Genomic DNA, 23114 nt, shown 5'->3' on the forward strand with positions numbered 1-23114 from the left:
AGCCCGCGAAGGCGCGGCCCTGCGCGCGGTAGGCGGACGAAGCCCGCGAAGGCGGCCTCGCGCGCGGTCAGCGGACGCTGACGTCCAGCGCGCCGAGTCCTGCCCGGCGGACCGCGATCGAGCCGTACGGCGTGCGCAGCCGCAGCCACGCGCCGGACGAGTACAGCCCGAGCGGGCTCTCCCCGGCCGCGGCCCCGGACCCCGTCCCGGGCCGCGCGGGTCGCAGGAATCCCAGTGACTGCGCCGCGTGCGCGGCCCGTACCGGAAGACCCGTGTCGCCGATCGGCCGGGACCAGATCTCCCGCCCGATCCGGTCGAGTTCGGCGCGCGTACGCCGCTCGGGCGTCAACTCCTGTGTGCGGGACCGGAATTCGGCCACCGCACCGGCGACCATGGCGCGCACGGCGTCCGCGGCGGGCAGTCCCGGCTCGGGCCTCCAGCCGCCGCGCGGCGGGAGCACCCCGGCCCACGGCGGCCCGGTGACGGCGGCCGGCACCGCAGCGGTGGCCGCCGGCTCGTCGACGGACTCCAGGAGTTCACCGGCCGAGACGGTCACGTCCAGGATGAGGTCGAGCCCGTTCTCGTACGGCTTGGCGAGGCGTGCCGTACGGACGGCGAGGACCTCGAACGACGGTGGCCGGCCGAAGACCGCGAGCGTGGTGCCCTGCGCCTGAAGGCGCACGGCCGCCGCGCGGTCGTAGTGGACCAGCCGGGAGAGGAAGGCGGCGAGGTCCGCCGCCTCCCCCGCGTCGACGAGGTGCAGGACGGTCATGCCGCGACGGCCTCGCCGTCCTCGTCGAGCTTTCCGTCCTCGGCGGCCTCGGTGCCCTTGCCGCCCTCGTCGTCCCGGTACTCCTCCAGGAACTCACGTTCCTCGGCGGTGATGCGACGCGGGCGCTGGGCCTCGAAGTCGAACGGCACGACCACGGTCGCGGCGCGGACGTAGAGCTGCTCCGCGTCCTTGACCTCGTACGTGATCGTGAACGCCGCCGCCCTTATCTCCGTGATCCACAGCTCGATGTCCACCGGCTCGCGCCGGTGGACGAGCTGCCGCTTGTAGTCGATCTCGTGGCGCGCCACCACGGACCCCTGCTTGAACTGCTTGTCCGGGCGGGTCAGGAAGTCGATACGTGCTTCCTCCAGGTAGCGGAGGAAGACCGCGTTGTTGACGTGGCCGTACGCGTCCATGTCCGCCCAGCGCAGCGGGCAGCGGTAGATGTGCCGCAAGATCGATCAGCCCCGGGTCAGCTTCTTGTAGGTGGCACGGTGCGGACGCGCGGCCTCGGCGCCGAGCCGCTCGACCTTGTTCTTCTCGTACGACTCGAAGTTGCCCTCGAACCAGAACCACTTGGACTCACCCTCGTACGCGAGGATGTGGGTCGCGACCCGGTCCAGGAACCAGCGGTCGTGGGAGACGACCACGGCCGCGCCCGGGAACTCGAGCAGCGCGTTCTCCAGGGAGGACAGCGTCTCGACGTCGAGGTCGTTGGTCGGCTCGTCGAGGAGCAGCAGGTTGCCGCCCTGCTTGAGCGTCAGCGCCAGGTTGAGGCGGTTGCGCTCACCACCGGAGAGGACGCCGGCCGGCTTCTGCTGGTCGGGGCCCTTGAAGCCGAAGGCGGAGACGTACGCGCGCGACGGCATCTCGACCTGGCCCACGTTGATGTAGTCCAGCTCGTCGGAGACGACGGCCCACAGCGTCTTCTTCGGGTCGATGTTCTCGCGGCTCTGGTCGACGTACGAGATCTTGACGGTGTCGCCGACCTTGATCGAGCCGGAGTCCGGCGTCTCCAGGCCCTGGATCATCTTGAAGAGCGTGGTCTTGCCGGCGCCGTTCGGGCCGATGACACCGACGATCCCGTTGCGCGGCAGCGTGAAGGAGAGGTCGTCGATCAGGACCTTCTCGCCGAAGGCCTTGGAGAGGTTGTTGACCTCGACGACGATGGAGCCCAGGCGCGGGCCCGGCGGGATCTGGATCTCCTCGAAGTCCAGCTTCCGCATCTTGTCGGCCTCGGCCGCCATCTCCTCGTAGCGCGCCAGACGCGCCTTGGACTTGGCCTGACGCCCCTTGGCGTTGGACCGCACCCACTCCAGCTCTTCCTTGAGCCGCTTGGCGCGCTTGGCGTCCTTCTGACCCTCGATCTTCAGGCGGGAGGCCTTGTTGTCGAGGTACGTGGAGTAGTTGCCCTCGTAGGGGATGGCGCGGCCGCGGTCGAGCTCGAGGATCCACTCGGCGACGTTGTCGAGGAAGTACCGGTCGTGGGTGACGGCGACGACGGTGCCCGTGTACTTCGCGAGGTGCTGCTCCAGCCACTGCACGGACTCGGCGTCCAGGTGGTTGGTGGGCTCGTCGAGCAGCAGCAGGTCGGGCGCCTCGATGAGCAGCTTGCACAGCGCGACGCGGCGCTTCTCACCACCGGAGAGGTTGGTGACCGGCCAGTCGCCGGGCGGGCAGCCCAGGGCGTCCATGGCCTGCTCCAGCTGGGCGTCCAGGTCCCACGCGTTGGCGTGGTCCAGGTCGTCCTGGAGCTTGCCCATCTCCTCCATGAGCGCGTCCGAGTAGTCGGTCGCCATGAGCTCGGCGACCTCGTTGAAGCGCTTGAGCTTGCCCATGATCTCGGCGGCGCCGTCCTGCACGTTCTCCAGGACCGTCTTGGACTCGTCGAGCGGGGGCTCCTGGAGCAGCATGCCGACGCTGTAGCCCGGCGACAGGAACGCGTCACCGTTGGAGGGCTGCTCGAGGCCCGCCATGATCTTGAGAACGGTGGACTTACCGGCTCCGTTCGGACCGACCACACCGATCTTCGCACCCGGCAGGAAGTTCAAGGTGACGTCGTCGAGGATCACCTTGTCGCCGTGCGCCTTGCGCGTCTTGCGCATGGTGTAAATGAACTCAGCCAAGAGAAACCGTCCGGACGCTTGAAATCGGCAGTGGGCAGATACACCCCATCTTGCCTGACCGCCACCCCTGGATGGAAACCCGTTAGGTCGAGAGGCTCTGACCTGGTGTTTCGCTGCTGGGGACTGAGGCTTGTCCGTCACTGCCGGTGGCCATTGGTCGGCCTCGAGCGGCCTCGTACGGCCCAGGGACGGCCCAGGAACGGCCCAGGAACGGCCCAGCGTCGGCACGGCTCGCTCCAGAGGCTGGGTTGCCACCAGCTCCGTGGACGCGTCCAGCGAGCCGGGAAGCGCCGGCAGCCCTACCGGGCGACAGCCGGCATCGCGTCGCGCTCCATGGGGCCGGCCGCCCGTCTCCGGACCCGGGTGGAGCAGCGCGAGTACGTCGGTGGTTGCGTGCCGTGCGGGGTGCGGACAGCATGCCTTGGGGGAGATAAGTCTGAATTGGCCTTTTTCATTGCGAAACATGCGCTACCGGAAGACCCGCCCTGGTCGTCACTTAGCGTAATCGGCAGAGGTGAGGCAACAACCGGGGAGAAGAGACCGCAGGAGCGCTTCCGAAGGTGGGTCCACGCGAATCCCACACTCCCGGCGAGATCGGCACCGACTGCCGGAGAGTCAGCACCACGGGGGTGGTGGTGCCATCACCACGAAAGGAACTTCCTCATGTCCACCACCGTCATCCAGCATGTCCTGAACCGGCTGCGGGACATCGGCGTACGTCACGTCTTCGGTGTCCCGGGCGACTACGCCTTCCCCGTCAACGACGCCATCGCCCAGCACCCGGACATCCAGTGGATGGGCAACTGCAATGAGCTCAACGCGGGCTACTGCGCCGACGGCTACGCCCGGGTCAACGGTGTCGGCGCCGTGTGCACCACCTACGGAGTCGGTGAGCTCAGCGCGATCAACGCCATCGCCGGCGCCTACACCGAGCACCTGCCGCTCTTCCACCTGGTGGGCATGCCCAGGATGCCCGCCCAGGCGCACCGCGCGATCGTGCACCACACCCTCGGCAACGGCGAGTTCGACCTCTTCCAGAAGCTGTCCGGGGCTGTGACGTGCGCCAGTGCCATCATGACGCCGCAGAATGTCGCGGCCGAGACCGAACGTCTCATCGCGGCGGCGCTCTACCACCGCCGCCCGGTCTACATGGCCTTCCCCGCCGACCTCGCGGAGATGCCGGTGCTCGGGTCGGCCCAGCCGATCCCCGCGCCGGCCAGTGACCCCGCGCAGCTGGACGCCGCCGTCCAGGCCATCACCGACATGCTCGCCGGGGCCAAGAGCGCCTGCGTCCTGCCCGGCGCGCTGACCGCCCGCTCCGGCCTGAGCACGCGACTCCAGCGGTTCCTCGACGCGACCGGGATGCCCTTCGCCACGATGATGGCCGACAAGGGCGTTCTGAACGAGGACCAGCCCGCCTACGCCGGCATGTACGACGGCAATCTCATGAACGAGAGCGTCCGCCGCTTCGTCGAGGACAGCGACGTCGTCTTCCTGGTCGGTGCGCTGATGAACGACTTCAGCAGTGGCGCGTTCACTGCCCGCCTGGACCCGGGTCGCACGATCGACATCCGCCACCACCACGTGAGCGTGGACGGCATGACCTACCAGAGCGTGGAGATGAAGGATCTCCTCGAAGCGCTCGCCGACAGGCTGCCGCAGAAGAAGTGGCAGCTACCGTCGGCCGAGGTGAGCCGGATGGCCCCCGTGGGTGGCAACGGCGGCGACTCCATCACCGCCGAGAACCTCTACCCCCGCTGGGAGAACTTCCTCAAGCCCGACGACATCCTGGTCGCCGAGACCGGAACCGCCTCCATGGGCATGGCGTTCGCCAAGCTGCCCAGCGGTGCCACCTTCGAGAACCAGACCCTGTGGGGCTCGATCGGCTGGGCCACCCCCGCCGCTCTCGGTGCGGCCGTCGCCGCCCAGGACGGCCGGCGAGTCGTCCTGATCACCGGCGAGGGCTCCCACCAGCTCACCGCGCAGGAGATCAGCCAGTTCGGACGATACGGCCTTCGCCCGGTGGTGTTCGTCCTGAACAACCACGGCTATCTGATCGAACGCCTGCTCTGCAAGCAGCCGGACATCGCCTACAACGACCTGGCCAACTGGCGCTACTCCGAACTGCCGAAGGCCCTGGGCTGCGACGACTGGTTCACCGCCCGCGTCTCGACCCTCGCCGAACTCGACCAGGCCATGGACGCCGCGGCGAAGGCCGGCACCGGTTGCTACATCGAGGTCATGACCGACACCTACACCGCACCGCCGCTGGCCAACCAGATGCACGACAACAGCGAGAAGCTCTACTCCGCCTGAACAGCGCGGGCCCCACGCGCCTCGCGGACTCGGCGGCCCCCAAGCGATCTTGAAAACCGTCGTGGCTGCGATGTCACCGTGGGTTCACATCCCACACCCACCGCGCAGGTGAACGGCCCCTGACCAGTTGAATCGGTCGGGGGCCGTCGTTTTGGCCTCCGCCTGCGAGTGACCGGTGTTCCCCGTGCTCCCCGTTCGATCGGGCACAGCAGGGGCACGGCAATGGCAGCCCACCGGGAGAGAGCCTGCTCGATCAGGCCGGGCTGGAGCCGCGTCCGCTCCAACTGAATGATCTGAGCCTGAGCTGGGCCGGAAAGCCGGCCGATCCTTGAGTAGTTGTGATGCGGAGCAAAGTGCCTGTTGTTCGCCCGGAGGCGCGAGGGGCGCCTACGCGGCATAGCCCTTTGTGTCAGTCGCTGGTGTCAGCCGCCGACGCGGCTTTTACCAGCATTGCCGTCACTCGGCGGATGGCCCGGAGCCGGCCCGACGCATCGCCGGTACAGCCAAGACCAGCACCGCCGTGATCATCAGCACAAGGCTCAACGAGTCAGCAGTCATCACAACGGCGAAGGGCGCGCCCGCGAGGTTCGGCGTCTTGGCGGCGATTATGGCGAGACCTATGAGCAGGGGGATCGAGTAGAAGCGCCCGCCGTGACGGGGACTCGGTCCTTTGTGGAGCTTCGCCTGCTCCCACCAGCGCAAGCCGAAACCGAGAAGAACCCGGTCGCCGCCGTCCGGCTCTCCGCCGGGCCCTGTGGGTGACCGGTGCGTGACTGCGCGTCCGGGTCGACCGCCACCTCGTGCGGAGCAGGGCGAAGGGGCACACTCTGGTAGTAGGGGCTGGGGCCTGCCCCGGAGGTGATCACAATGATGGAGACAAAGACACGGACCGCGGTCGGATGGCACGTGGAGATGGAGTTCGAGGAGGACGACCACCGCACACGTGCCGCCGCGCTCCTGAGACTGCCCGACGGCAGTGAGGTACGCGCCCACGGATACGCCAGCCGCCACCCCTCCGACTCGAATCAGCCGAGGGTCGGCGAGGAGGTCGCGGGGGCTCGTGCTCTGAACGAGCTGGCGATGAGGCTGCTGACCAAGGCGCACGACGAGATCGACGAGGCGTCGGGCAGGACCTCGCACCCGCTGAGGGCCTGACCCGAGCGGACCGGCCCGGGCCGTTCGGTCCGGGCAGCCGTGCCCGGTCGGCCGGAGACGGACCTCCCCGACCGGGGTCGGTCCGGGCAGCGTGCCCGGTCGGACGGAACCGGGCCTCCCCCATCAGGGTCGGCCCGGGCAGCCGGGACGACCGGGCCTCTCCGGCCCGACTTCTTCGACCGGGCCTCCGGTATCGGCGGGGCGCCCCGCACCGGATTCACGGTGCGGGACGCCGTCGTACCCGGGACGCCGCCGCACACAGGGACACCGTCGTACGCAGGGACTCGCGCCGGCTCGGGACGAGTGGGCGCCGACTCGGGGCGGGCACGCGCCAGGCGGAAAGGGCCGCTCCCGCCCCTGAGGAGCCGTCAGCGCACAAGCCCCGCGGCTCCTTTCGGCAAGCGGCGTGGACGCACTGGAACCGCGCTCCCGCATCGGCACCTGCCACGAGCGCGCGAGTACCGCGCCGTTTCGGCACGCAGAGTCGGATCGCGCCGGTGTGTCGTCCTCGATGACCGCCATCCGGGCGATGACGTTCCGGAAATCCGTGATCGCGTCGGAGAGACGGTTCCACCGTCCGTCCCCGCGCCGACCGGCCCGGGGTCCGCGCCGTCAGGTCGGCCGTCGCGGCGCACTCGGCGCGTCCATGGGCGTATTGCCGGAGAGGAGGGCGAAAGTGACCACAGGCGCTCGGCCCGAGCTCGATGACGCGGATGGATCACAGCCCCGAGCGCTCGATCGAACAGCGAATCCGCAGGTCTGAGCAGCATGGCGCCCCCGGCAGGACTCGAACCTGCGGCCAAGCGCTTAGAAGGCGCCTGCTCTATCCACTGAGCTACGGGGGCCGGGTGTGGTGGCCTGTGTCGCGGTGCCCGGGTGTGGGCTGATCCTTGACCTTGCCGGGCACAAGGATAGGGCTCCCGCCTCCTTGTCCCTCGCGCTTCGCCTCCGTGGCTCGATGTGGAGGTTCGGTGAAGCGGTCCCGATAATCGCAGGCGGGTACGAATCGTGCACCGCTTTTGGCGCCTCGCGCATCGGGTGTTGTGCACTCGTTATGCCTGCGCCCCAGTCATCCCTTCCGCCCCGTGTGTCCTGTCGGCGCGCAGACACACCCATATGCTTCAGAATGCCGCCAAAATTGGGCATTCTTCGCATGTGGTGACCTTGGACGTACGGCCTCAGCTGCTCGACGCACTCTCCGCCCTGCGCGACCGTGTCGCCGCCGCACGCTTTCCGCTGCCCCTGGCCGGGGCTCCACGCGCGCGTGCCAACCGCGACGAACTGCTCGCACAGCTCGACGACTATTTGGTGCCCCGGCTGAGACAGCCCGAAGCACCGCTCCTCGCCGTGATCGGTGGATCCACCGGCGCGGGCAAGTCGACTCTCGTCAACTCCCTTGTCGGACGGCGTGTCAGCGAGGCGGGGGTGCTGCGGCCGACGACCCGTACCCCGGTGCTCGTATGCCATCCCGAAGACCATCACTGGTTCAGCGGGATGCGCGTGCTGCCCCAGCTCACGCGCGTGTGGAGACCCCATCAGGAGCCGGGCGACGATCTTCCCGGGCTCTCCGGGCAGTCCATGGAACCGGTGCTGCGCATCGAGACCGCCGACACGCTCCCCCGCAACCTCGCCCTGCTCGACGCCCCCGACATCGACTCCCTGGTCGCCGACAATCGTGTGCTCGCGGCCGAGCTGATCTGCGCGGCCGACATCTGGGTCATGGTCACTACGGCCGCCCGGTACGCCGACGCCGTGCCGTGGCACATGCTGCGCACGGCCAAGGAGAACAAGGCGACCCTGGTGACCGTGCTCGACCGGGTGCCCCACCAGGTGGTGACGGAGGTCTCGCGCCAGTACGGCGCCCTGCTCACCAAGGCCGGGCTCGGCGAGGTGCCCCTCTTCACCGTGCCCGAGCTGCCGGAGTCCGCGTGGGGCGGCGGCCTGCTGCCCGCCACCGCCGTCGCGCCGCTGCGTACGTGGCTCCTGCACCGCGCCCAGGAGCCGGGTGCCCGCCACGAGGCCATGGCCCGGACGGCGCAGGGAGTGCTCGATTCGCTGATGAGGCGGATGCCTGAACTGGCCGGTGCGGCAGCCGCGCAGTACGCCGCGGCGCTGCGACTCACCTCCGCCGTCGAGAGTGCCTACGACATCGAACACGCGCGCGTGAAGGGCCGTTTGCAGGCCGGTGCCGTGCTCTCCGGGGGTGCGCTCAAGCGGTGGCGCGCCTTTCCCCTCGACTGCACCGCGGGCGAACTGCTCGACTCCCTGGTCGAGAGCCTGAGCGAGCTGCTGCTGTGCTCGGTCACGGCGGCCGACGAGCGCGTGGACGAGGTGTGGCGGCGCGAACCGGCCGCGGAGGCCCCGGGCCTGATGGACCGCGACCCCACGCTGGAGAGCGCCGAGCACCGGATCGGGATGGCTGTACGGCGCTGGCGGCGCGTCATGGAGGAGTACGCGGAGGAGGAGGTGCGCGGTCTCGAGAAGAGCGTCGCGCCCGACACCGAGATGGTGGCGGCGCTGGTCGCCACCGCACTCCTGGGCGGCCGCCGGGCGCGGAACGCCGGCGAGGGGCTCGCGGAGCGGATCGGAGCCCACAGCGCGTTGCGGCTGCGCGACCGGGGCGGCCGGCTGCTGACGGACTACCTCGACAGGACCCTGAACAACGAGCGCGAACGCCGTCTCGCGCCGCTCGACGCACTCGACGTCCACGCGGAACCCCAGGCCGAACTCATCGCCGCGCTGTCCGTACTGCAGAAGGAGAGGTGACCGCGGTGACTGCCGTCACTGACCACACGGATCACGCCGACCGTCCCGGAGACGACCCGCACGGAGACGACCCGCACGGGGACGAGCCGCGCGGAGAGACTCCCCGCGGGGAGGCCTCACGCGGTCAGGAGCGCCCTCGCGACGAACGCTCCCGGGACGGCCGCCTCGGGGGCGACCGTCCCGCCGGCGGGCACGACGGGGACGCGCACGACGGTGAGAGACGTGGCACGCAGGGACCCGGGGCAGCGGGCCGCCCCGCGGAGGCCGGCCCGCAGGAAGGGCGCCCACGGGACGAACGGTCCGGAGACGGCGGCACGCCGCAGGGCCGGGCCGAGGACGCCCGCCCGGCGGACGCCCGGTCCGGAGAGCCCCGCCCCTCGGGGGCCCCGTCCGACGGGGCCCGCTCGGGAGGTACTGAGCCCTCACCGGCCCGTTCCGAGGGTCGGAATCCGCGAGAGGCCCGGTCCGAAGGCAGGGGGACTCAGGAGGGCCGCACCGAGGACACGCGGGCCGACGCCCGTACCGAGACCACCTCGTCGGGAGGCGTCCGTACCGAGGGTGCCTCGTCCGGAGGCGTCCGGTCCGGGGACGCCCCGTCCGAGGGCGGCGGCCGGCCGGGCGGGAACCGCGCCGGCGACGAACGCTCCGCGGGGCGACCGGGCCGGAACCGCGCCGGCGACGAACGCTCCGCGGGCGCCGCCAGGGATGACGCCCCCTCCGAGGACACGCGCCGGAAGAGCATCGGACTCTCCAAGGAGCGGCGGGCGGTCCGCAAGGAGGCGGCTGCCGCCGAGGGCCGGTTCCGCAGGGGTGCCGGAGCCGGGAAGCCCTCCGCGGCCGGACTCCCCGAGCGCGCCCCGGCCGGTGAAGGCGACGGGCACGCGCGCGTGAACGCCGACGACGGGTCCGCGCGCGCGGACGGCGACGCGGTCTGGGACGACGGGCTCATCGCACGGCGCGTGACGGAGCCGGCCACCGGCGGGGAACCGCCCGCGCCGGACACCAGACCCGCCGTACAGGCCCCGCCGGCACCGCTCGCGTACGACGCCCCGCTGCGCGCGCGTCTGGACGCGCTGCGTGAACTCGTGGGCATCTCGCGGGCGCGGCTCGACAGCGGCACCCTCGCGGAGGCCGGCCGGGTCCTCGACGAGGCCGCGGCGCGCCGCAAGCTCTCCGGGCAGCACACCGTCGTGGCCATCGCCGGCGCGACGGGCAGCGGCAAGTCCCAGCTGTTCAACGCGCTCGCGGGTGTGGCCATTTCGGAGACCGGCGTCCGCCGGCCGACCACCGCTGCGCCCATCGCGTGCAGCTGGAGCGACGGCGCGGCCACGCTCATCGACCGGCTCGGCATCCCGGGCCGGCTCCGCAGGCGGCCGTTGCAGAGCCCGGAGGCCGAGGCGCAGCTGCGCGGTCTCGTCCTGGTCGACCTGCCCGACCACGACTCCGCCGCCGTCCAGCACCGCGAGCAGGTCGACCGCGTCCTGAAGCTCGTCGACGCGGTCATCTGGGTGGTGGATCCCGAGAAGTACGCGGACGCCGTCATCCACGAGCGCTACCTGCGGCCCATGGCCGGACACGCCGAGGTCATGTTCGTCGTGCTCAACCAGGTGGACCGGCTGCCCGGGGAGGCTGCCCACCAGGTCCTGGACGACCTGCGGCGGCTGCTCGACGAGGACGGCATCGCGCTCGGCGAGCACGGTGAACCGGGCGCGACCGTGCTCGCGCTGTCCGCGCTCACCGGGGACGGAGTCGGGGAACTGCGCGAGGTCCTCGGCCAGTTCGTGACCCGGCGCAACGCGCCCGGGCGCCGGATCTCGGCCGATGTCGACGCGACCGCCACGCAGCTGCGCCCGGCGTACGTGACCGGTCGGCGCGTCGGGCTCAGCGAGGAGGCCCGCGACGAGTTCTCGGACCGGCTCGCGGACGCGGTGGGCGCCGTCGCGGCCGGGGAGGCGGCCGAGCGCGCCTGGCGCCGCAACGCCAACCGCGCCTGCGGCACGCCCTGGCTGAGGCTGTGGCGGTGGACGCAGGAGCGGCGCGATCCCCAGACGGGACGTCTGCCGGTGCGGGACCCCGCCGACGAGGAGGCCACGGCCCGCCAGCGCGTGGAGCAGGCCGTACGGGTGGTCTCGGACCGAGCGGCGTACGGGCTGCCAGCCCCCTGGTCCCTGGCGGTGCGCGAGGCCGCCGTGCGAGGGGCGCAGGGGCTGCCCGAGGCCCTGGACGAGATGGCGGCGCGCGCCACGACTCCGGCGAGGCGTCCACCGCGGCCCGGCTGGTGGCCGATCGCCGTGCTCGCGCAGGCGTCGATGACGATCCTCCAGATCGTCGGCGGACTGTGGCTGGTGGCGCAGATCGTCGGGGTGATGTCGCCGAACCTCGGGGTGCCGGTGCTGCTGATGGTGGCGGGCATCGTCGGAGGCCCGCTCGTCGAGTGGGGCAGCAGAATGGCGGCCCGCGGGCCGGCCCGGCGCTACGGGCAGGAGGCGGAACGGCGGCTGCGCGAGGCGGCCACCGGATGCGGCAGGGCCCGTGTGCTCGATCCCCTGGCCGCGGAGTTGCTGCGGTACCGGGAGGTCCGGGAGGAGTACGGGCGGGTGACGGGGGCGGCGCCGGCATCCGTCGGGTAAAGCATCGTGCCGGACGGCTGCCACTCCTTCGAGTGAGACGGTTGTCCACAATCGGCCGGTGACCCACAGGGCCCGGCGGGCCCGGCCCGGCGGAGGCAGTCTGAACTCGCGGCGACCGCAGCAGCGCAGCGGTCGCCGCGTCGGACGCATTCGCACGGGAGAGGGGTTCGGGCATGAACGAGACGACGGTGTGCGTGGTGGGGAACGTCGCGACGCAACCGGTCTACCGGGAGGCGCCGGCCGGGGCGTCGGCCCGGTTCCGGCTGGCGGTCACCTCGCGTTACTGGGACCGCGAGAAGAACCAGTGGGTCGACGGGCACACCAATTTCTTCACGGTGTGGGCGAAGAAGTCCCTCGCGACGAACGTGGGGGCGTCCGTGTCCGTGGGCGATCCGGTCCTCGTCCAGGGACGGTTGAAGATCCGCACGGAGACGCGGGACGGCCAGAGCTGGACGTCCGCGGACGTCGACGCCACGGCGATCGGACACGACCTGTCCCGCGGCACATCGGCCTTCCGTCGGCCCCCGAAGGGGGACACGGGAGCGGCCTCGCCGCCCCAGCCTGAACCGAGTTGGGAGACACCCCCACCCGCCTCTTCGGACGCGGCCTCCCAACAGCGGCTCGAACCTGTCGGAGTGACGTGACGTCAGGGACCCGCGCGATCTGACCGAACTGCGCCTTATCGACGAATTCGAACCGATCCTCCATCGTGGATTTGTCGATAAGCGCAGCTCACAAGCAGGTGAGCGATAACGATTCCGAGTCGGATCGGTTATCGGATGGAATGACCGGGGAGCGTGGTGCGCCGCGTCTTTAGGATGCCGGGCATAGCTCACGGGGCTTCTGATTCTGCTGGCGGGACCGTCCCCCACATCAACGGGTCCTGCGCGAAGGGGAATTCTGTGTTTCGTTCGTTCTCTGCGTCGTTCGCGCGCAGGCGGGTGACAGCCCGTCTCACCGCCGCGACGTTGGTGTCGGGTCTCGTCGCCGCGGGGGCGCTCGCCACCGCCGGAACGGCCGCCGCCGACGAGACCCCGCAGAGCCTGGGTGGCGCGACCGCCACCATCGGCGACCTGAAGACCTACGGCTCGGCCGTCATCCACGATCACGGCGAGGACTCGTGGGTCTCCGCGGGTCTCTTCGAGATGTCCGTCGACGACGGCGGCATGCTGCAGACCTACTGCGTCGACCTCCACAACCCGACCCAGCGGGACGCCAAGTACCAGGAGACGCCCTGGAGCGGCACCTCGCTGGGCGCCAACAAGGACGCGGGCAAGATCCGCTGGATCCTGCAGAACTCCTACCCGCAGGTGAACGACCTCGCGGCCCTCGCCGCGAAGGCCGGCGTCGCAAGCCTCACGGAGAAGGACGCGGCGGCCGGTACGCAGGTGGCCATCTGGAGGTACTCGGACGGTGCCGACGTGGACGCGGCCGACCCCGGGGCGCAGAAGCTCGCGGACTACCTGCAGAAGAACGCGCGGAATCTACCCGAGCCCAAGGCCTCGCTGAACCTCACCCCGCCCGCGGTCTCCGGTCATGCCGGCGAGCGGCTCGGCCCGGTCACGGTGCACACCAACGCGGACAGGGTGGCGGTGGCGCCCCCGGCGGACGCCGCAGCCGCCGGCGTGAAGATCGTGGACAAGGACGGCAAGCCGGTGACGTCCGCCGTCGACGGCGGCCACGTCTACTTCGACGTGCCGAAGGACAGCGCGGACGGTTCGGCCGCGCTGACGGTGCAGGCCTCCACGACCGTGCCGGTCGGCCGTGCCTTCACCTCCGAGACCCGCAGCCAGACACAGATCCTCGCGGGCTCCAGCGAGTCGACGGTCTCCGCGACGGCGACCGCCAACTGGGCCGAGAAGGGCGCCATACCGGCTCTGTCCGCCAAGAAGAACTGCGCCGAGGGCGGCGTGGACATCACGGCGGCCAATGAGGGCGACGAGCCGTTCACCTTCGAGCTGATGGGGAGCGAGCACACCATCGGGGCGGGCGCGTCCGGGACGGTGACCATTCCGCTCCAGGAGGACCAGGCGTACGACTTCACGATCACCGGTCCGAACGGCTTCCAGAAGCGGTTCAAGGGCGTCCTCGACTGCAAGACCCAGGGCAGCGCGAACGACATCTCGACCCAGACGGTCAGTGAGCCGAGCCCGGCCTCGGTGGGCGGCACGTCCGCGGGCGACAGCGATCTCGCCGAGACCGGCAGCTCGAACGCGACGCCCGTCATCGCGGGGATCGCCATCGCCCTCGTCGTCATCGGCGGCGCCGCGGTCGTCCTCGTCCGCCGCAAGAAGTCACCCACACAGGACTGAACCGCGCAGGGCTGCGCCACCCTGCACCTCGACAGCTCGACAGCTCGACAGCTCGACAGCTCGACAGCTCGACAGCTCGACAGCGGGTGACCGTACTCAGGACGGCTTCGTGATCCCGTGGCCCCGGCCCGCCCCAGGCGCCCGGGGCCACGCGCCTCGCTGAAGTGCCGCTCCACCGGCCGGCCGGACGTGTCCCGCGCCCCGGGCCGGGCGGTCCCGTGCCGCGGGCAGCCGTTTGTGATCTTCGATACCCGCGCGGGCGCACGGCTTTGCAGCGGGCCCGGGCCGCCCCTACGGTGGTCGGGCCGTGGTGTTCGGGAAGACCGGTGACGGCCCCTCAGGGGCCCAGGCCGGAGCGGCCCTCGCCACTGTGATCGGGGAGTTTCCGTCCCGTGCCGCCCTCCTCGGGCGGCGCCACTGGCCGTGCGGCCGGGAAGGCAGGGGCGGACGCGCGAACCCGTCAGCCAGGAGACCGGCCACGGCATCTCACGAAGTGATCCACGAGGTGCTGGAGCGTGACCGCATGACCCTGCCCACGCAGTCGTCCCCTTCCCCCGCCGCGTTCCGCTGGCGGCGCGAGGACACGGTACGGACCGCCGTGCTCCTCGCCGTGATCGCGGGCCTGCACGTCGTCGCCTTCGGCGTCCTGTTCCTGCTCGTGGTGCCCGAGCACTACGAGGTCGGGTCCAAGGCCTTCGGCATCGGCCTCGGCGTCACCGCCTACACGCTGGGCATGCGGCACGCCTTCGACGCCGACCACATCGCCGCGATCGACAACACCACCCGGAAGCTGATGGCCGACGGCAAGCGGCCGGTGTCGGTGGGCTTCTGGTTCGCGCTCGGGCACTCCAGCGTCGTGGTCCTGCTGGCCGCGCTCATCGCCGGAGGCACCCAGCTGGCCGGGCACATCATGAACGAGGGCTCCAGCACGCATCAGGTGCTCGGCGTCATGGGCACCACGGTCTCCGGGTCGTTCCTCTATCTGATCGCGGCCCTGAACCTGGTGGCGCTCGTCGGCATCCTGCGGGTGTTCCGGGCGATGCGCGCGGGCGAGTACGACGAGGCCGAACTCGAACAGCACCTGGATTCGCGCGGGTTCATGAACCGCGTCCTCGGCCGCTTCACGAAGTCCATCACCCGGCCGGGACAGATGTATCCGCTGGGCTTCCTGTTCGGCCTGGGCTTCGACACCGCCACCGAGGTCACGCTGATGGTGATGGCGGGCAGCGGCGCCGCGGCCGGGCTGCCCTGGTACGCGATCCTGTGCCTGCCGCTGCTGTTCGCCGCGGGGATGAGCCTCTTCGACACCCTGGACGGCACCTTCATGAACTTCGCCTACCAGTGGGCCTTCTCCAACCCGGTCCGGAAGGTCTTCTACAACCTCACCATCACCGGCCTGTCCATCGCGGTGGCCTTCTTCATCGGCACCATCGAGCTGGTGGGCGTCCTGCACGACAAGCTCGGACTGAGCGACGCGGTGACCGGCTGGATAGCGGGCCTCGACCTGGACAACGTCGGCTACATCATCGTCGGCCTGTTCGTCGTCGTCTGGGCGGCGGCCGTGGCGTACTGGCGGCTCGCCAAGGTCGAGCAACGCTGGGCGGTCCGCCCCGCCGACGGGAACTGACACCGAGCTGCCGCCCCACCGGCCGGAACCGGCGGGGCGGCTGCGCCGCTGCCCCCTAGGAGCGTGCGTTCCGGCCGCGGACGAGGGCGAACCCGGCGGCGAGCAGCCCGAGGACACCCACGACCAGCCCGGCGACACCCAGGCCGCGAGCGGTCGAGTCACTGCTCTTGTCGCTCGCCGTCGAGGCCCTGGCGGTCGACTCCGACGCCGGCGCCGACGAGGAGGCCGAGGACGACCCCTCACCGGAGCCCGCCCCGCCCGCGCTCTCGGCGGTGAGCGAGAGCAGCGGCGCCGGGCTCTCCGGCTCCTCGCCGCCCTTCGGCGTCTCCTCGATCCAGCGGACCACCTTGCCGTCCGAATAGGTCTGCAGGGTCTTGAAGGCCAGCTGGTCGGTGTCGTCGGGCAGTTGACCGAAGGCGACGTCGAAGTCCTGGAACTCGCCGTGCCGGATCCGGCCGCCGGTCCAGGTGATCTCCGAGACGGCGTCGGTGATCGTGCCGTCGTCCGTCTTGATCGGCTTCTTCAGCCTGCTGGTCGTCACCTTGGCGGTCCAGCCCGCCTGCGGAGTGACCAGAACGCCCAGGACGGGGTGGTCGGTGGGCAGGAACACCTGCACCTTCGTGGTGCTGGCGGTGTCCTCCTCATTGGGGACGCGGAAGGTCAGGACACCGTCCGTGGCGCCTTTGGGGTAGCTCTCGGGGTGAACCGTCACATGCGCGAAGGCGGCACCAGCCGCGGTCAGGACTCCGGCGGTGCTCAGGGCGGCGACGACGCCGGCGCGGCGCAGGGTGGTGCTCATCGGGGACATCAGGGGACTCCGTACTGGTGTGGAACGCGGTCAGGGCGTGTACGCGAGCCCGGCCGGCGGTCCCCGACGGGAGACGGCGTGCCGCAGCAGCACCTGCCGCAGCGGACGCGCCGGCACCGACGCGGGGCGTACGGCACCCCGGCGCGCCGGTGCGGAGGATGTTCCCGTCCGTACCCGCCACCACGCCACGAGACCCGGGACGAGCGTCCCGGCCCACCGCAGCAGGGTCCACAGCGCGGCCTCACCGCGCCGCAGCCACCAGGTCACCAGCAGGGCCGCGGCCAGATGTGCGGCCGTGGCGTGCGGTGTCATGGCGTGCGTGTGCGTCATGTGCGCCCCGTGCATGGTCATCGTCATGCGCGGCCGGGCTGCCTCGAACCCGAAGTGGAGCCCGGCCTGCGCGGCCAGCATCCCGCCGCCGATCCCGAGCAGCGACCGTTCCCGGCCGCCCAGCAGGCAGGCGGCGATGAAGACGGCGAGGACCCCGACGGCGTCCGCCCGGAGCGGCGGTGCCTGTCCCGTGGCCAGTCCGTGTCCCCCGGCGGCGAGCAGCACGCACAGCACGGCGAACACCGCCGCGCGCAGGCTCCGTACTGCCGGGGACGCACTCATGGAGCCCAGATACTGCCATGCGGCGGGCGGGGCCGTCGTGGCTTCCCGGGAGCCGCCCCGCATCCGGACGCTCCGGCCCCCGACACGGCTCGGATAGGGTCCGGTTGATCCTGGGAGGGACCTGACATGCGACTTCGCTGCGCCGTGCTCGACGACTTCCAGGGAGTCGCGACCGAGGTGGCCGACTGGTCGCCGCTCGCCGACGACGTGGAGGTCGTCAGCTTCCGCGAGCGGCCCCGGGCCGCCGGGGGCGGCGAGATCACGGCCGAGGACGCGCTGGCGGCGGCGCTGGCGGACTTCGACATCGTCGTCACCCTGCGCGAGCGGGTGCCCTTCCCGGCGTCGTTGCTCGCCCGGCTGCCCCGGCTCAGGCTGCTGATCGCCTCCGGGATGCGCAACTCGGTGATCGACTACGCCGCCGCCGAGACGTACGGCGTGACCGTGTGCGGCACCCCCAGCTCCTCGACGCCGCCGGTGGAGCTGACCTGGGCGCTGCTGCTCGGCCTGGCCCGCGGCATCGTCACCGAGAACGACGCGCTGCGGGCGGGCGGTCCTTGGCAGAGCACCGTGGGCGCCGATCTGCACGGCCGTCGGCTCGGCCTGCTCGGACTCGGGAAGATCGGCGGCCGGGTGGCCCAGGTCGGACTCGCCTTCGGCATGCGGGTCAGCGCCTGGAGCCGGCACCTGACCGCGGAGCGCGCCGCCGAGGTCGGCGTGGAACGGGCGGCCTCCAAGGAGGAGTTGCTCGCGAGCAGCGACTTCGTCTCGGTCCACCTCGCCCTCGGCGAACGCACCCGGGGTCTGGTCGGCGCGTCCGAGCTGGCGCTCCTCAAGCCGACCGCGTACCTCGTCAACACCTCGCGTGCGGCGATCGTCGACCAGGACGCGCTGCTCGCCGCCCTGCACGAGGGCCGGATCGCGGGCGCGGGCGTCGACGTGTTCGACATCGAACCGCTCCCCGCCGACCACCCGATGCGCTCGGCCCCGCGCCTGCTGGCGACCCCGCACCTCGGCTATGTGTCGCGGGCCAACTACGAGACGTACTACGGCGCGGCGGTCGAGGACATCCAGGCGTTCCTGGCCGGCGAGCCCGTGCGCCGGCTGGGCTGAGCGCCCGGCCCACGGGCGCCCGAGCCGGCGCCGCAGGCACTCAGGCCGGCGCCGCGAGCTCCCAGACCGTCGTCACGCACTCTCAAGCCGTCGCCGCGGGCCGCCAGTAGAAGCCGTACTGGCGTTGCAGGTGATGCAGGTCCACGAGGTAGCGCCGCAGGGTCACATGGTCGACGGGGGCGTCCTCGCACCAGGCGCGGAGCTTCTCGTTGACGGTCCGCTCCGGGTACTCGACACCCGGCTCGAAGGTCCGCTCCGCGATGTGCCGCAGCACGACCAGCTTGCGCTCCCACTGCGACGGCAGCCGGACCAGGCGGCCGTCGCGCACGAAGGTCCGCAGCACCGTCTCGGACCGCTCGTCCTGCGAGCCGTAGTCCTCGATGGCCGCCGTGCGCGGGCGGGCGGCGCGCGCCAGCTCCCGGAAGCGCTGGTGGGCGACGCCCAGGCGTCCGTCGTCCTCGGCGATCACGCCCTGGTCGCGGAGCCGGCGCAAGGCGACAGCTGTGTCCTTCGGGGAGAGTCCGGCCCGCTCCCTGACCTGCGTCGGGTCGCCCGCCCCGAGGGCCACCGCGGCGAAGGCACGCACCCGCTTCTCCTCCGCGAACAGGCCGATCAGGCCGACGAGTTCGGCGGGGTCCGGCAGCTCGGGCAGGTCGCTCCGGTCGCTCGGCAGGTCGGTGGGAAGGTCGGTCGGTTCGTCGGTCGGCATGCCCGGCAGGCTAGTCCTGGGTGGGCCGGGTGCCGTAACGAATTTCCTCCCGAGCCCGGCCGTGGGCGGTGGGCGCGTCGAACTCCCAGTTCGGGAAGGGTGATGCACCGACGGACGCCGTGACCAGGTGTGAGTGGGCGCGTTGTAGGGGCAGTGCGGCCGCGTCCATGCAGCCGCGCTCATCGACCCAAAGGAGAACGTGATGTCACGCATCGCGAAGGCCACCGTCGTGGCCCTGGGCACGGGTGCCGTGATGCTCAGCGGGGCCGGCCTCGCCATGGCGGACGCCGGTGCCGCCGGCGAGGCAGACGGCTCGCCCGGCGCCGTTTCGGGCAACGCGGTCCAGGCCCCCATCCACGTACCGGTCAACCTGTGCGGGGACACCGTCGACGTCGTCGGCCTGCTGAACCCGGTGTTCGGCAACCAGTGCGAGAACGCCGGCACCCCCGAGGAAAACAGGGACGGCGGCGACGACGAGGGCTACGGCTACGGCAGCTGAGCCGACGCGCACGAGCAAGGCCCCCGGCGGTGTCACCGCCGGGGGCCTTCCGCTGTCTCCCGTGTGTCCGGCGGCACCACCGCCGACCCGACCGCGCACCGCCGACCCGACCGCGCCCGCCCACCGGCCGCACACCACGCGCCGGCAGCCGCGCCACCGTGCCGGCGGGCCGCTCACCACGTGCCGGACCCGCTCCCAGGTACCTACGCGTACCGGTAGATGGCGCTGTGGTCCTCCAGCGAGTCCGGAGTCGCGCCCCACGGCGGCATCTTCTCGTGCCGGGCGACGATCCGGCCGTACTGCGACTCGTCCCGGGCCGGCGGCCGGTCGGGCAGGTACCGCGCGCCGCCGTGCCGCTTCTGCCAGCGTGACCACTGCAGGTCCACGAAGGCGTGGTGCAGCCAGAAGACGGGATCGTTCACGGAGGCGCCGCCGAGCATGTGCCCGCCGACCCAGCGGTGGACGCGGTTGTGGTTGCGCCACGCCGAGCTGCCGGAACCGGAGCCCCACCCTTCGATCTTGTTGCGGAACCCGCGGGTGGACGTGGAGTTCCACGGAGCCGTGTCGTAGACGCCGTCGTCCAGTGCGGAGTTCAGCTCGTTCCGCGTGGGCAGCTGGATCGGCTTGCGCGGGCGGCCGAGCTCGCGTGTGAGGTACGCGCCGTCGGTCACCCCTTCCTTGATCGTCCACTTACCGTGCACATGGGCGAAGGGCCCGCTCATGACCTGCCGGTCCGAGCGCCGTCCGGTGCCGCCGAGCAGGTCCTCTGTCCAGGGCACCGACTTGGCCGTGCGGTCCCGCGTCCAGTCCCAGTACGGCACGCTCACCGACGGGTCCACCCGGCGCAGGGCCCGCTCCAGTTCCAGCAGGAACCGCCGGTGCCACGGCAGGAAGGACGGCGCCATGTGGGCCGCACGTAGTTGGCCGTCACCGTCGGAGACGTAGTACTCGACGTGCATGCGGACGAACTCGTCGTACTCGCCCCTGCGTTTGACCGCCAGCAGCGCGTCGACGAAGCGGCGCCGCTCCGTGCGGGTGAGCGTGCTGACGTCCTTACGCGTGTACACCATGGTGGTGGCTGCTCCCCTCCGCGCCGCTCCCGCGAACGCCGTTCCCGCTGTCCCCGTCGGCCCCGGTGTCCGTTCGCCCGAGGCCTCCGCGCACGAGCGTGCCGCTCCCCAGGTCGCGTCCGCCGAACCCGGGCCGGCCCATGTCCATCTCGCGCAGGTGCTCCGAGGGGCCGAGTCCGTCGACGGCCGCGCGGGCCGCGTCGAGCGGTGTCGGATAGGACTCGTAGTGGTCGACCATGCTCATGTAGCTGCCGTCCGCGCGGCGCATCAGGTGCAGCGGGCGGCCGTCGACGGTGACCACCCACACGCCGCCGGTCCCGTACGCGGCCCGGCCGTCGGAGCCGGTCCTCGTCCCGAGGATGTGCCGGCCGCGGTACATCTCGTCGAACGACTTGTCGCCGGCGGGCAGGGCGCGCGAGGGCCGCGAGGCCGCGACGACCGGGGCCAGCGCGACGGCGACGGCCGACGCGAACAGGCCGCGCATGGCGCCTCGCCGCGTCACCGACCTCCCGTCGGACACACGCCTCGACACCCGACTCGACACGCTGCCCGGCGCCCCACCGGACGCCTCGGCCGACGGTCTCCTGACGAACATGGTTCTCTCCTCGGCGAATTCGGTCCGGTTCAGTGGCGGCGGCGGGCCGGAACCGGACACCCGGGCCTCGCCTCTGCTGCGGCCGGCCCCTAGGAGCCCGACCCCGCCTCCACGTTCGCGCCGGGAGCCGTCCTGAGCAGCGGCGTGAGCACGGCGGCCTGCGGGAGCTTGGTGTCCGGGAGCCCGAGGTGGTCGGGGTTCGGGGGGCCGAGCGGCGCGTCCAGCGACAGTCCGGGGGTCAGCGTCCGCAGGCCGGCCGCGGGCGCGTCGACGCCGACGTGCTCGAGGCCGTCGCCGAGAACGTGCGGGAGGGGCGTACGGACGTCCGCCCCGGGCAGTCCGCCGCTGAGCGGCAACTGCGGCAGTGCACCCTCGGGGACCAGCCGTCCCTCGACGTACCGCGGGCCCTCGGGACTGCCGGGCGTCGGCAGCGGCAACTGCCCGGAGATCTTGGGAGCGGGCAGGTTGAGGGAGTTCTCGACACCTTCCAGAGGCACGGGGACGGGGACCGTGCCGGCCGCGACGGCGGGGGCCGCGGCGGCGGCGCCCACCGCTGCCACGACGCCGGTCATGACGGCGGCGAGAGTTCCTCGTGTGGTCGGCTTCATCTCAGGTACGGCCCTTTCAGGGTTCGGCGGGCTCAACGTCCGTACCGCGTAACGATGCCGAGAACGCCACCAGTGCAAGATTCCCCCGACGGACGCAATAGTCAGCTCGTCCAGAAATCCCACCAACGGGTCAGGATCAGCATGCCGATGATGCCGATGTGCAGCAGCGGCAGGACCCAGGTGAACTCCCCGAGGAATTGCCGGAGCCAGGCGGGCGCGGGCAGGAATTCATTTCGTACGTTGAATGACGTCACGTACCAGAACATGATGATCGTGGCGGCCCAGGCGAGACAGCACCAGAGGCAGAGCGCGCTGATGCGGTACAGCGACTGGAACTGCAGCCAGGTGCAGAATCCGACGCCGAAGAGTGTGCCGGCATTGAAGGTGAGCCAGTACCAGCGCGGGAAAGCGGCGCGGGCGAGCAGGCTCATGCCGACGCAGATGACGATGCCGTACGTCACCAGTCCCAGCATCGGGTTGGGGAACCCGAAGGCGGAGGCCTGGTCGCTCTTCATGATGTTGCCGCAGGAGACGACCGGGTTCAGGCTGCACCCGGGCACGAAGTCCGGGTTCTCCAGCAGTTTGAACTTGTCGATCGTGATGACCCACGCGGCGAGCAGCCCGGCGGCCCCGGTGATCACCAGCATCAGGGCGAACGCGCGACTGCTGCCCGCGGTCCGTACGGACGCGCCGTGCTCGCCGTGTGTCCCCCGCCCCGTGGTGGACGCCATCAGCCGCGCAGGGTGCGCGCGGGCAGGAGCACATGCGCGGCGCTGAGCAGGGTCTCCTCGTCGCCCGCGAAGGCCGTCAGGCTCTCCGGCGCGACGGGCTTGCCGGGCTGCGCCTCGGGCCAGGCGCGGGTGGCGAACAGGAAGTAGGCGTAACCGCGTTCGGCCACGGCGGCGAGCCACTCCGGCGGCGCGACGCACTGGGCGTTGAGGTGCGGCATCGTGACGACGGCCTGACCGGCCTCGACGAGGAGGGTGAGCGGCAGGCTCGGCTTGCGCGAGGCGTCGAGGAGGGTCTCGCCGACGGGCAGGCCGTTGCTGGTGAGCAGTTGCTCGACGGCCGTCGCGGAGGCCTCGGGGCCGCCCGCGCCGTCGCCCAGGGAGTAGGCGAGGAGATAGGGCATGTCGCCGTCGGGGGCTTCACCGCTGAAGGCCATGACGGCGAGCGTGCCGAGGTCGGCGGCCCGGAAAGGGCGCGTTTCACTTGGGGTTGAAGTCACCGCGGAACCTTATCGACGCACCCGAACGGGTCCGGCCGGTTCATCACCCGCCCGGGGGACGTCCGGAGGGTCGACCACACGAATGAGGGACGCTTCTCGAACAGCACGGAAGGGCCGGTCCCGCGTTTACGGCGCGAAAGGGCCGACTCCGCGATTCCGCGGAATCGGCCC

19 protein-coding genes, 1 tRNA gene, 1 pseudogene and 1 riboswitch are annotated in these 23114 nt (G+C 71.4%); of the genes and pseudogenes, 9 read left to right on the plus strand and 12 right to left on the minus strand.

The window, feature by feature from the left end:
• Positions 1 to 67: 67 nt before the first annotated feature.
• From BKI49_RS13035 to ettA, 3 genes are read right to left on the minus strand one after another with little or no spacing between them, the layout of a single operon-like run.
• Positions 68 to 772 carry a DUF8185 domain-containing protein gene (locus tag BKI49_RS13035; RefSeq protein ID WP_095934403.1) on the minus strand — a complete coding sequence of 235 codons (705 nt, stop codon included), beginning with the start codon at positions 770 to 772 and terminating at the stop codon, positions 68 to 70.
• A complete protein-coding gene (locus BKI49_RS13040; RefSeq protein ID WP_095934404.1) occupies positions 769 to 1227 on the minus strand; it encodes an acyl-CoA thioesterase in 459 nt (152 codons plus the stop codon). The genes BKI49_RS13035 and BKI49_RS13040 overlap by 4 nt, the downstream gene beginning before the upstream one ends.
• Positions 1228 to 1233: 6 nt before the next feature.
• Positions 1234 to 2898: an energy-dependent translational throttle protein EttA gene (ettA, locus tag BKI49_RS13045; RefSeq protein ID WP_095934405.1), complete on the minus strand. Its 1665-nt coding sequence runs from the start codon at positions 2896 to 2898 to the stop codon at positions 1234 to 1236.
• Between the two features lie 663 nt (positions 2899 to 3561).
• Here ettA and BKI49_RS13050 point away from each other — a divergent pair.
• Positions 3562 to 5214, plus strand: coding sequence for an alpha-keto acid decarboxylase family protein (locus tag BKI49_RS13050; RefSeq protein WP_095934406.1), 1653 nt, complete (start codon positions 3562 to 3564; stop codon positions 5212 to 5214).
• An 870-nt stretch (positions 5215 to 6084) separates the two neighbouring features.
• A complete protein-coding gene (locus BKI49_RS13060) occupies positions 6085 to 6369 on the plus strand; it encodes a DUF1876 domain-containing protein (RefSeq protein WP_028802710.1) in 285 nt (94 codons plus the stop codon).
• Between the two features lie 769 nt (positions 6370 to 7138).
• On the opposite strand, the gene BKI49_RS13065 is transcribed toward BKI49_RS13060, so the two are convergent.
• Positions 7139 to 7214, minus strand: a tRNA-Arg gene (locus BKI49_RS13065).
• A gap of 310 nt (positions 7215 to 7524) precedes the next feature.
• Between BKI49_RS13065 and BKI49_RS13070 the strand changes: the two genes are divergently transcribed.
• From BKI49_RS13070 to BKI49_RS13090, 5 genes and pseudogenes are all read left to right on the plus strand, one after another.
• Positions 7525 to 9135, plus strand: a complete 1611-nt coding sequence (locus tag BKI49_RS13070; RefSeq protein WP_095934408.1) for a dynamin family protein — start codon at positions 7525 to 7527, stop codon at positions 9133 to 9135.
• Positions 9136 to 10160: 1025 nt separating this feature from the next.
• Positions 10161 to 11765, plus strand: a pseudogene (locus BKI49_RS13075) (YfjP family GTPase); the annotation flags it as partial.
• 173 nt (positions 11766 to 11938) lie between these two features.
• A complete protein-coding gene (locus BKI49_RS13080) occupies positions 11939 to 12409 on the plus strand; it encodes a single-stranded DNA-binding protein (protein ID WP_095934409.1) in 471 nt (156 codons plus the stop codon).
• Between the two features lie 297 nt (positions 12410 to 12706).
• A complete protein-coding gene (locus BKI49_RS13085) occupies positions 12707 to 14077 on the plus strand; it encodes a Cys-Gln thioester bond-forming surface protein (protein WP_257004758.1) in 1371 nt (456 codons plus the stop codon).
• Positions 14078 to 14368: 291 nt separating this feature from the next.
• A riboswitch (cobalamin riboswitch) is annotated at positions 14369 to 14572 on the plus strand.
• A gap of 28 nt (positions 14573 to 14600) precedes the next feature.
• The gene (locus BKI49_RS13090) at positions 14601 to 15704 is read left to right on the plus strand and encodes a Nickel transporter NicT (RefSeq protein WP_095934477.1); all 1104 of its coding nucleotides are present in this window, start codon (positions 14601 to 14603) and stop codon (positions 15702 to 15704) included.
• Between the two features lie 55 nt (positions 15705 to 15759).
• Here BKI49_RS13090 and BKI49_RS13095 read toward each other — a convergent pair whose 3' ends face one another.
• Together BKI49_RS13095 and BKI49_RS13100 are read right to left on the minus strand one after the other, a co-directional pair.
• On the minus strand, positions 15760 to 16512 hold the full coding sequence (locus tag BKI49_RS13095; RefSeq protein WP_095934411.1) for a YcnI family copper-binding membrane protein: 753 nt from the start codon (positions 16510 to 16512) through the stop codon (positions 15760 to 15762).
• Positions 16513 to 16542: 30 nt separating this feature from the next.
• Positions 16543 to 17124: a hypothetical protein gene (locus BKI49_RS13100; protein WP_095934478.1), complete on the minus strand. Its 582-nt coding sequence runs from the start codon at positions 17122 to 17124 to the stop codon at positions 16543 to 16545.
• A 126-nt stretch (positions 17125 to 17250) separates the two neighbouring features.
• Between BKI49_RS13100 and BKI49_RS13105 the strand changes: the two genes are divergently transcribed.
• Complete coding sequence (locus BKI49_RS13105) at positions 17251 to 18234, plus strand: D-2-hydroxyacid dehydrogenase family protein (protein ID WP_095934412.1); 984 nt, start codon at positions 17251 to 17253, stop codon at positions 18232 to 18234.
• 82 nt (positions 18235 to 18316) lie between these two features.
• Here BKI49_RS13105 and BKI49_RS13110 read toward each other — a convergent pair whose 3' ends face one another.
• A complete protein-coding gene (locus BKI49_RS13110; protein ID WP_095934413.1) occupies positions 18317 to 18943 on the minus strand; it encodes a DUF2087 domain-containing protein in 627 nt (208 codons plus the stop codon).
• 202 nt (positions 18944 to 19145) lie between these two features.
• On the opposite strand from BKI49_RS13110, the gene BKI49_RS13115 reads away from it, so the two are divergent.
• Positions 19146 to 19442 carry a chaplin gene (locus BKI49_RS13115; RefSeq protein ID WP_095934414.1) on the plus strand — a complete coding sequence of 99 codons (297 nt, stop codon included), beginning with the start codon at positions 19146 to 19148 and terminating at the stop codon, positions 19440 to 19442.
• Between the two features lie 203 nt (positions 19443 to 19645).
• On the opposite strand, the gene BKI49_RS13120 is transcribed toward BKI49_RS13115, so the two are convergent.
• The 5 genes from BKI49_RS13120 to BKI49_RS13140 form a co-directional block, all read right to left on the minus strand.
• A complete protein-coding gene (locus tag BKI49_RS13120; protein ID WP_095934415.1) occupies positions 19646 to 20512 on the minus strand; it encodes a tyrosinase family protein in 867 nt (288 codons plus the stop codon).
• Positions 20496 to 20996 (minus strand): tyrosinase cofactor, encoded by a 501-nt coding sequence (locus BKI49_RS13125; protein WP_257004759.1) that lies wholly within the window; start codon positions 20994 to 20996, stop codon positions 20496 to 20498. The genes BKI49_RS13120 and BKI49_RS13125 overlap by 17 nt, the downstream gene beginning before the upstream one ends.
• A 200-nt stretch (positions 20997 to 21196) precedes the next feature.
• Complete coding sequence (locus BKI49_RS13130; RefSeq protein ID WP_095934417.1) at positions 21197 to 21715, minus strand: hypothetical protein; 519 nt, start codon at positions 21713 to 21715, stop codon at positions 21197 to 21199.
• A 101-nt stretch (positions 21716 to 21816) separates the two neighbouring features.
• On the minus strand, positions 21817 to 22446 hold the full coding sequence (locus BKI49_RS13135) for a vitamin K epoxide reductase family protein (RefSeq protein ID WP_095934418.1): 630 nt from the start codon (positions 22444 to 22446) through the stop codon (positions 21817 to 21819).
• Positions 22446 to 22943, minus strand: coding sequence for a DUF5949 family protein (locus BKI49_RS13140; protein WP_095934419.1), 498 nt, complete (start codon positions 22941 to 22943; stop codon positions 22446 to 22448). The genes BKI49_RS13135 and BKI49_RS13140 overlap by 1 nt, the downstream gene beginning before the upstream one ends.
• Positions 22944 to 23114: the final 171 nt, after the last annotated feature.

Origin of the sequence: Streptomyces sp. Tue6028 (genome assembly GCF_002300165.1) — a bacterium.
Lineage (GTDB): Bacteria > Actinomycetota > Actinomycetes > Streptomycetales > Streptomycetaceae > Streptomyces > Streptomyces siamensis.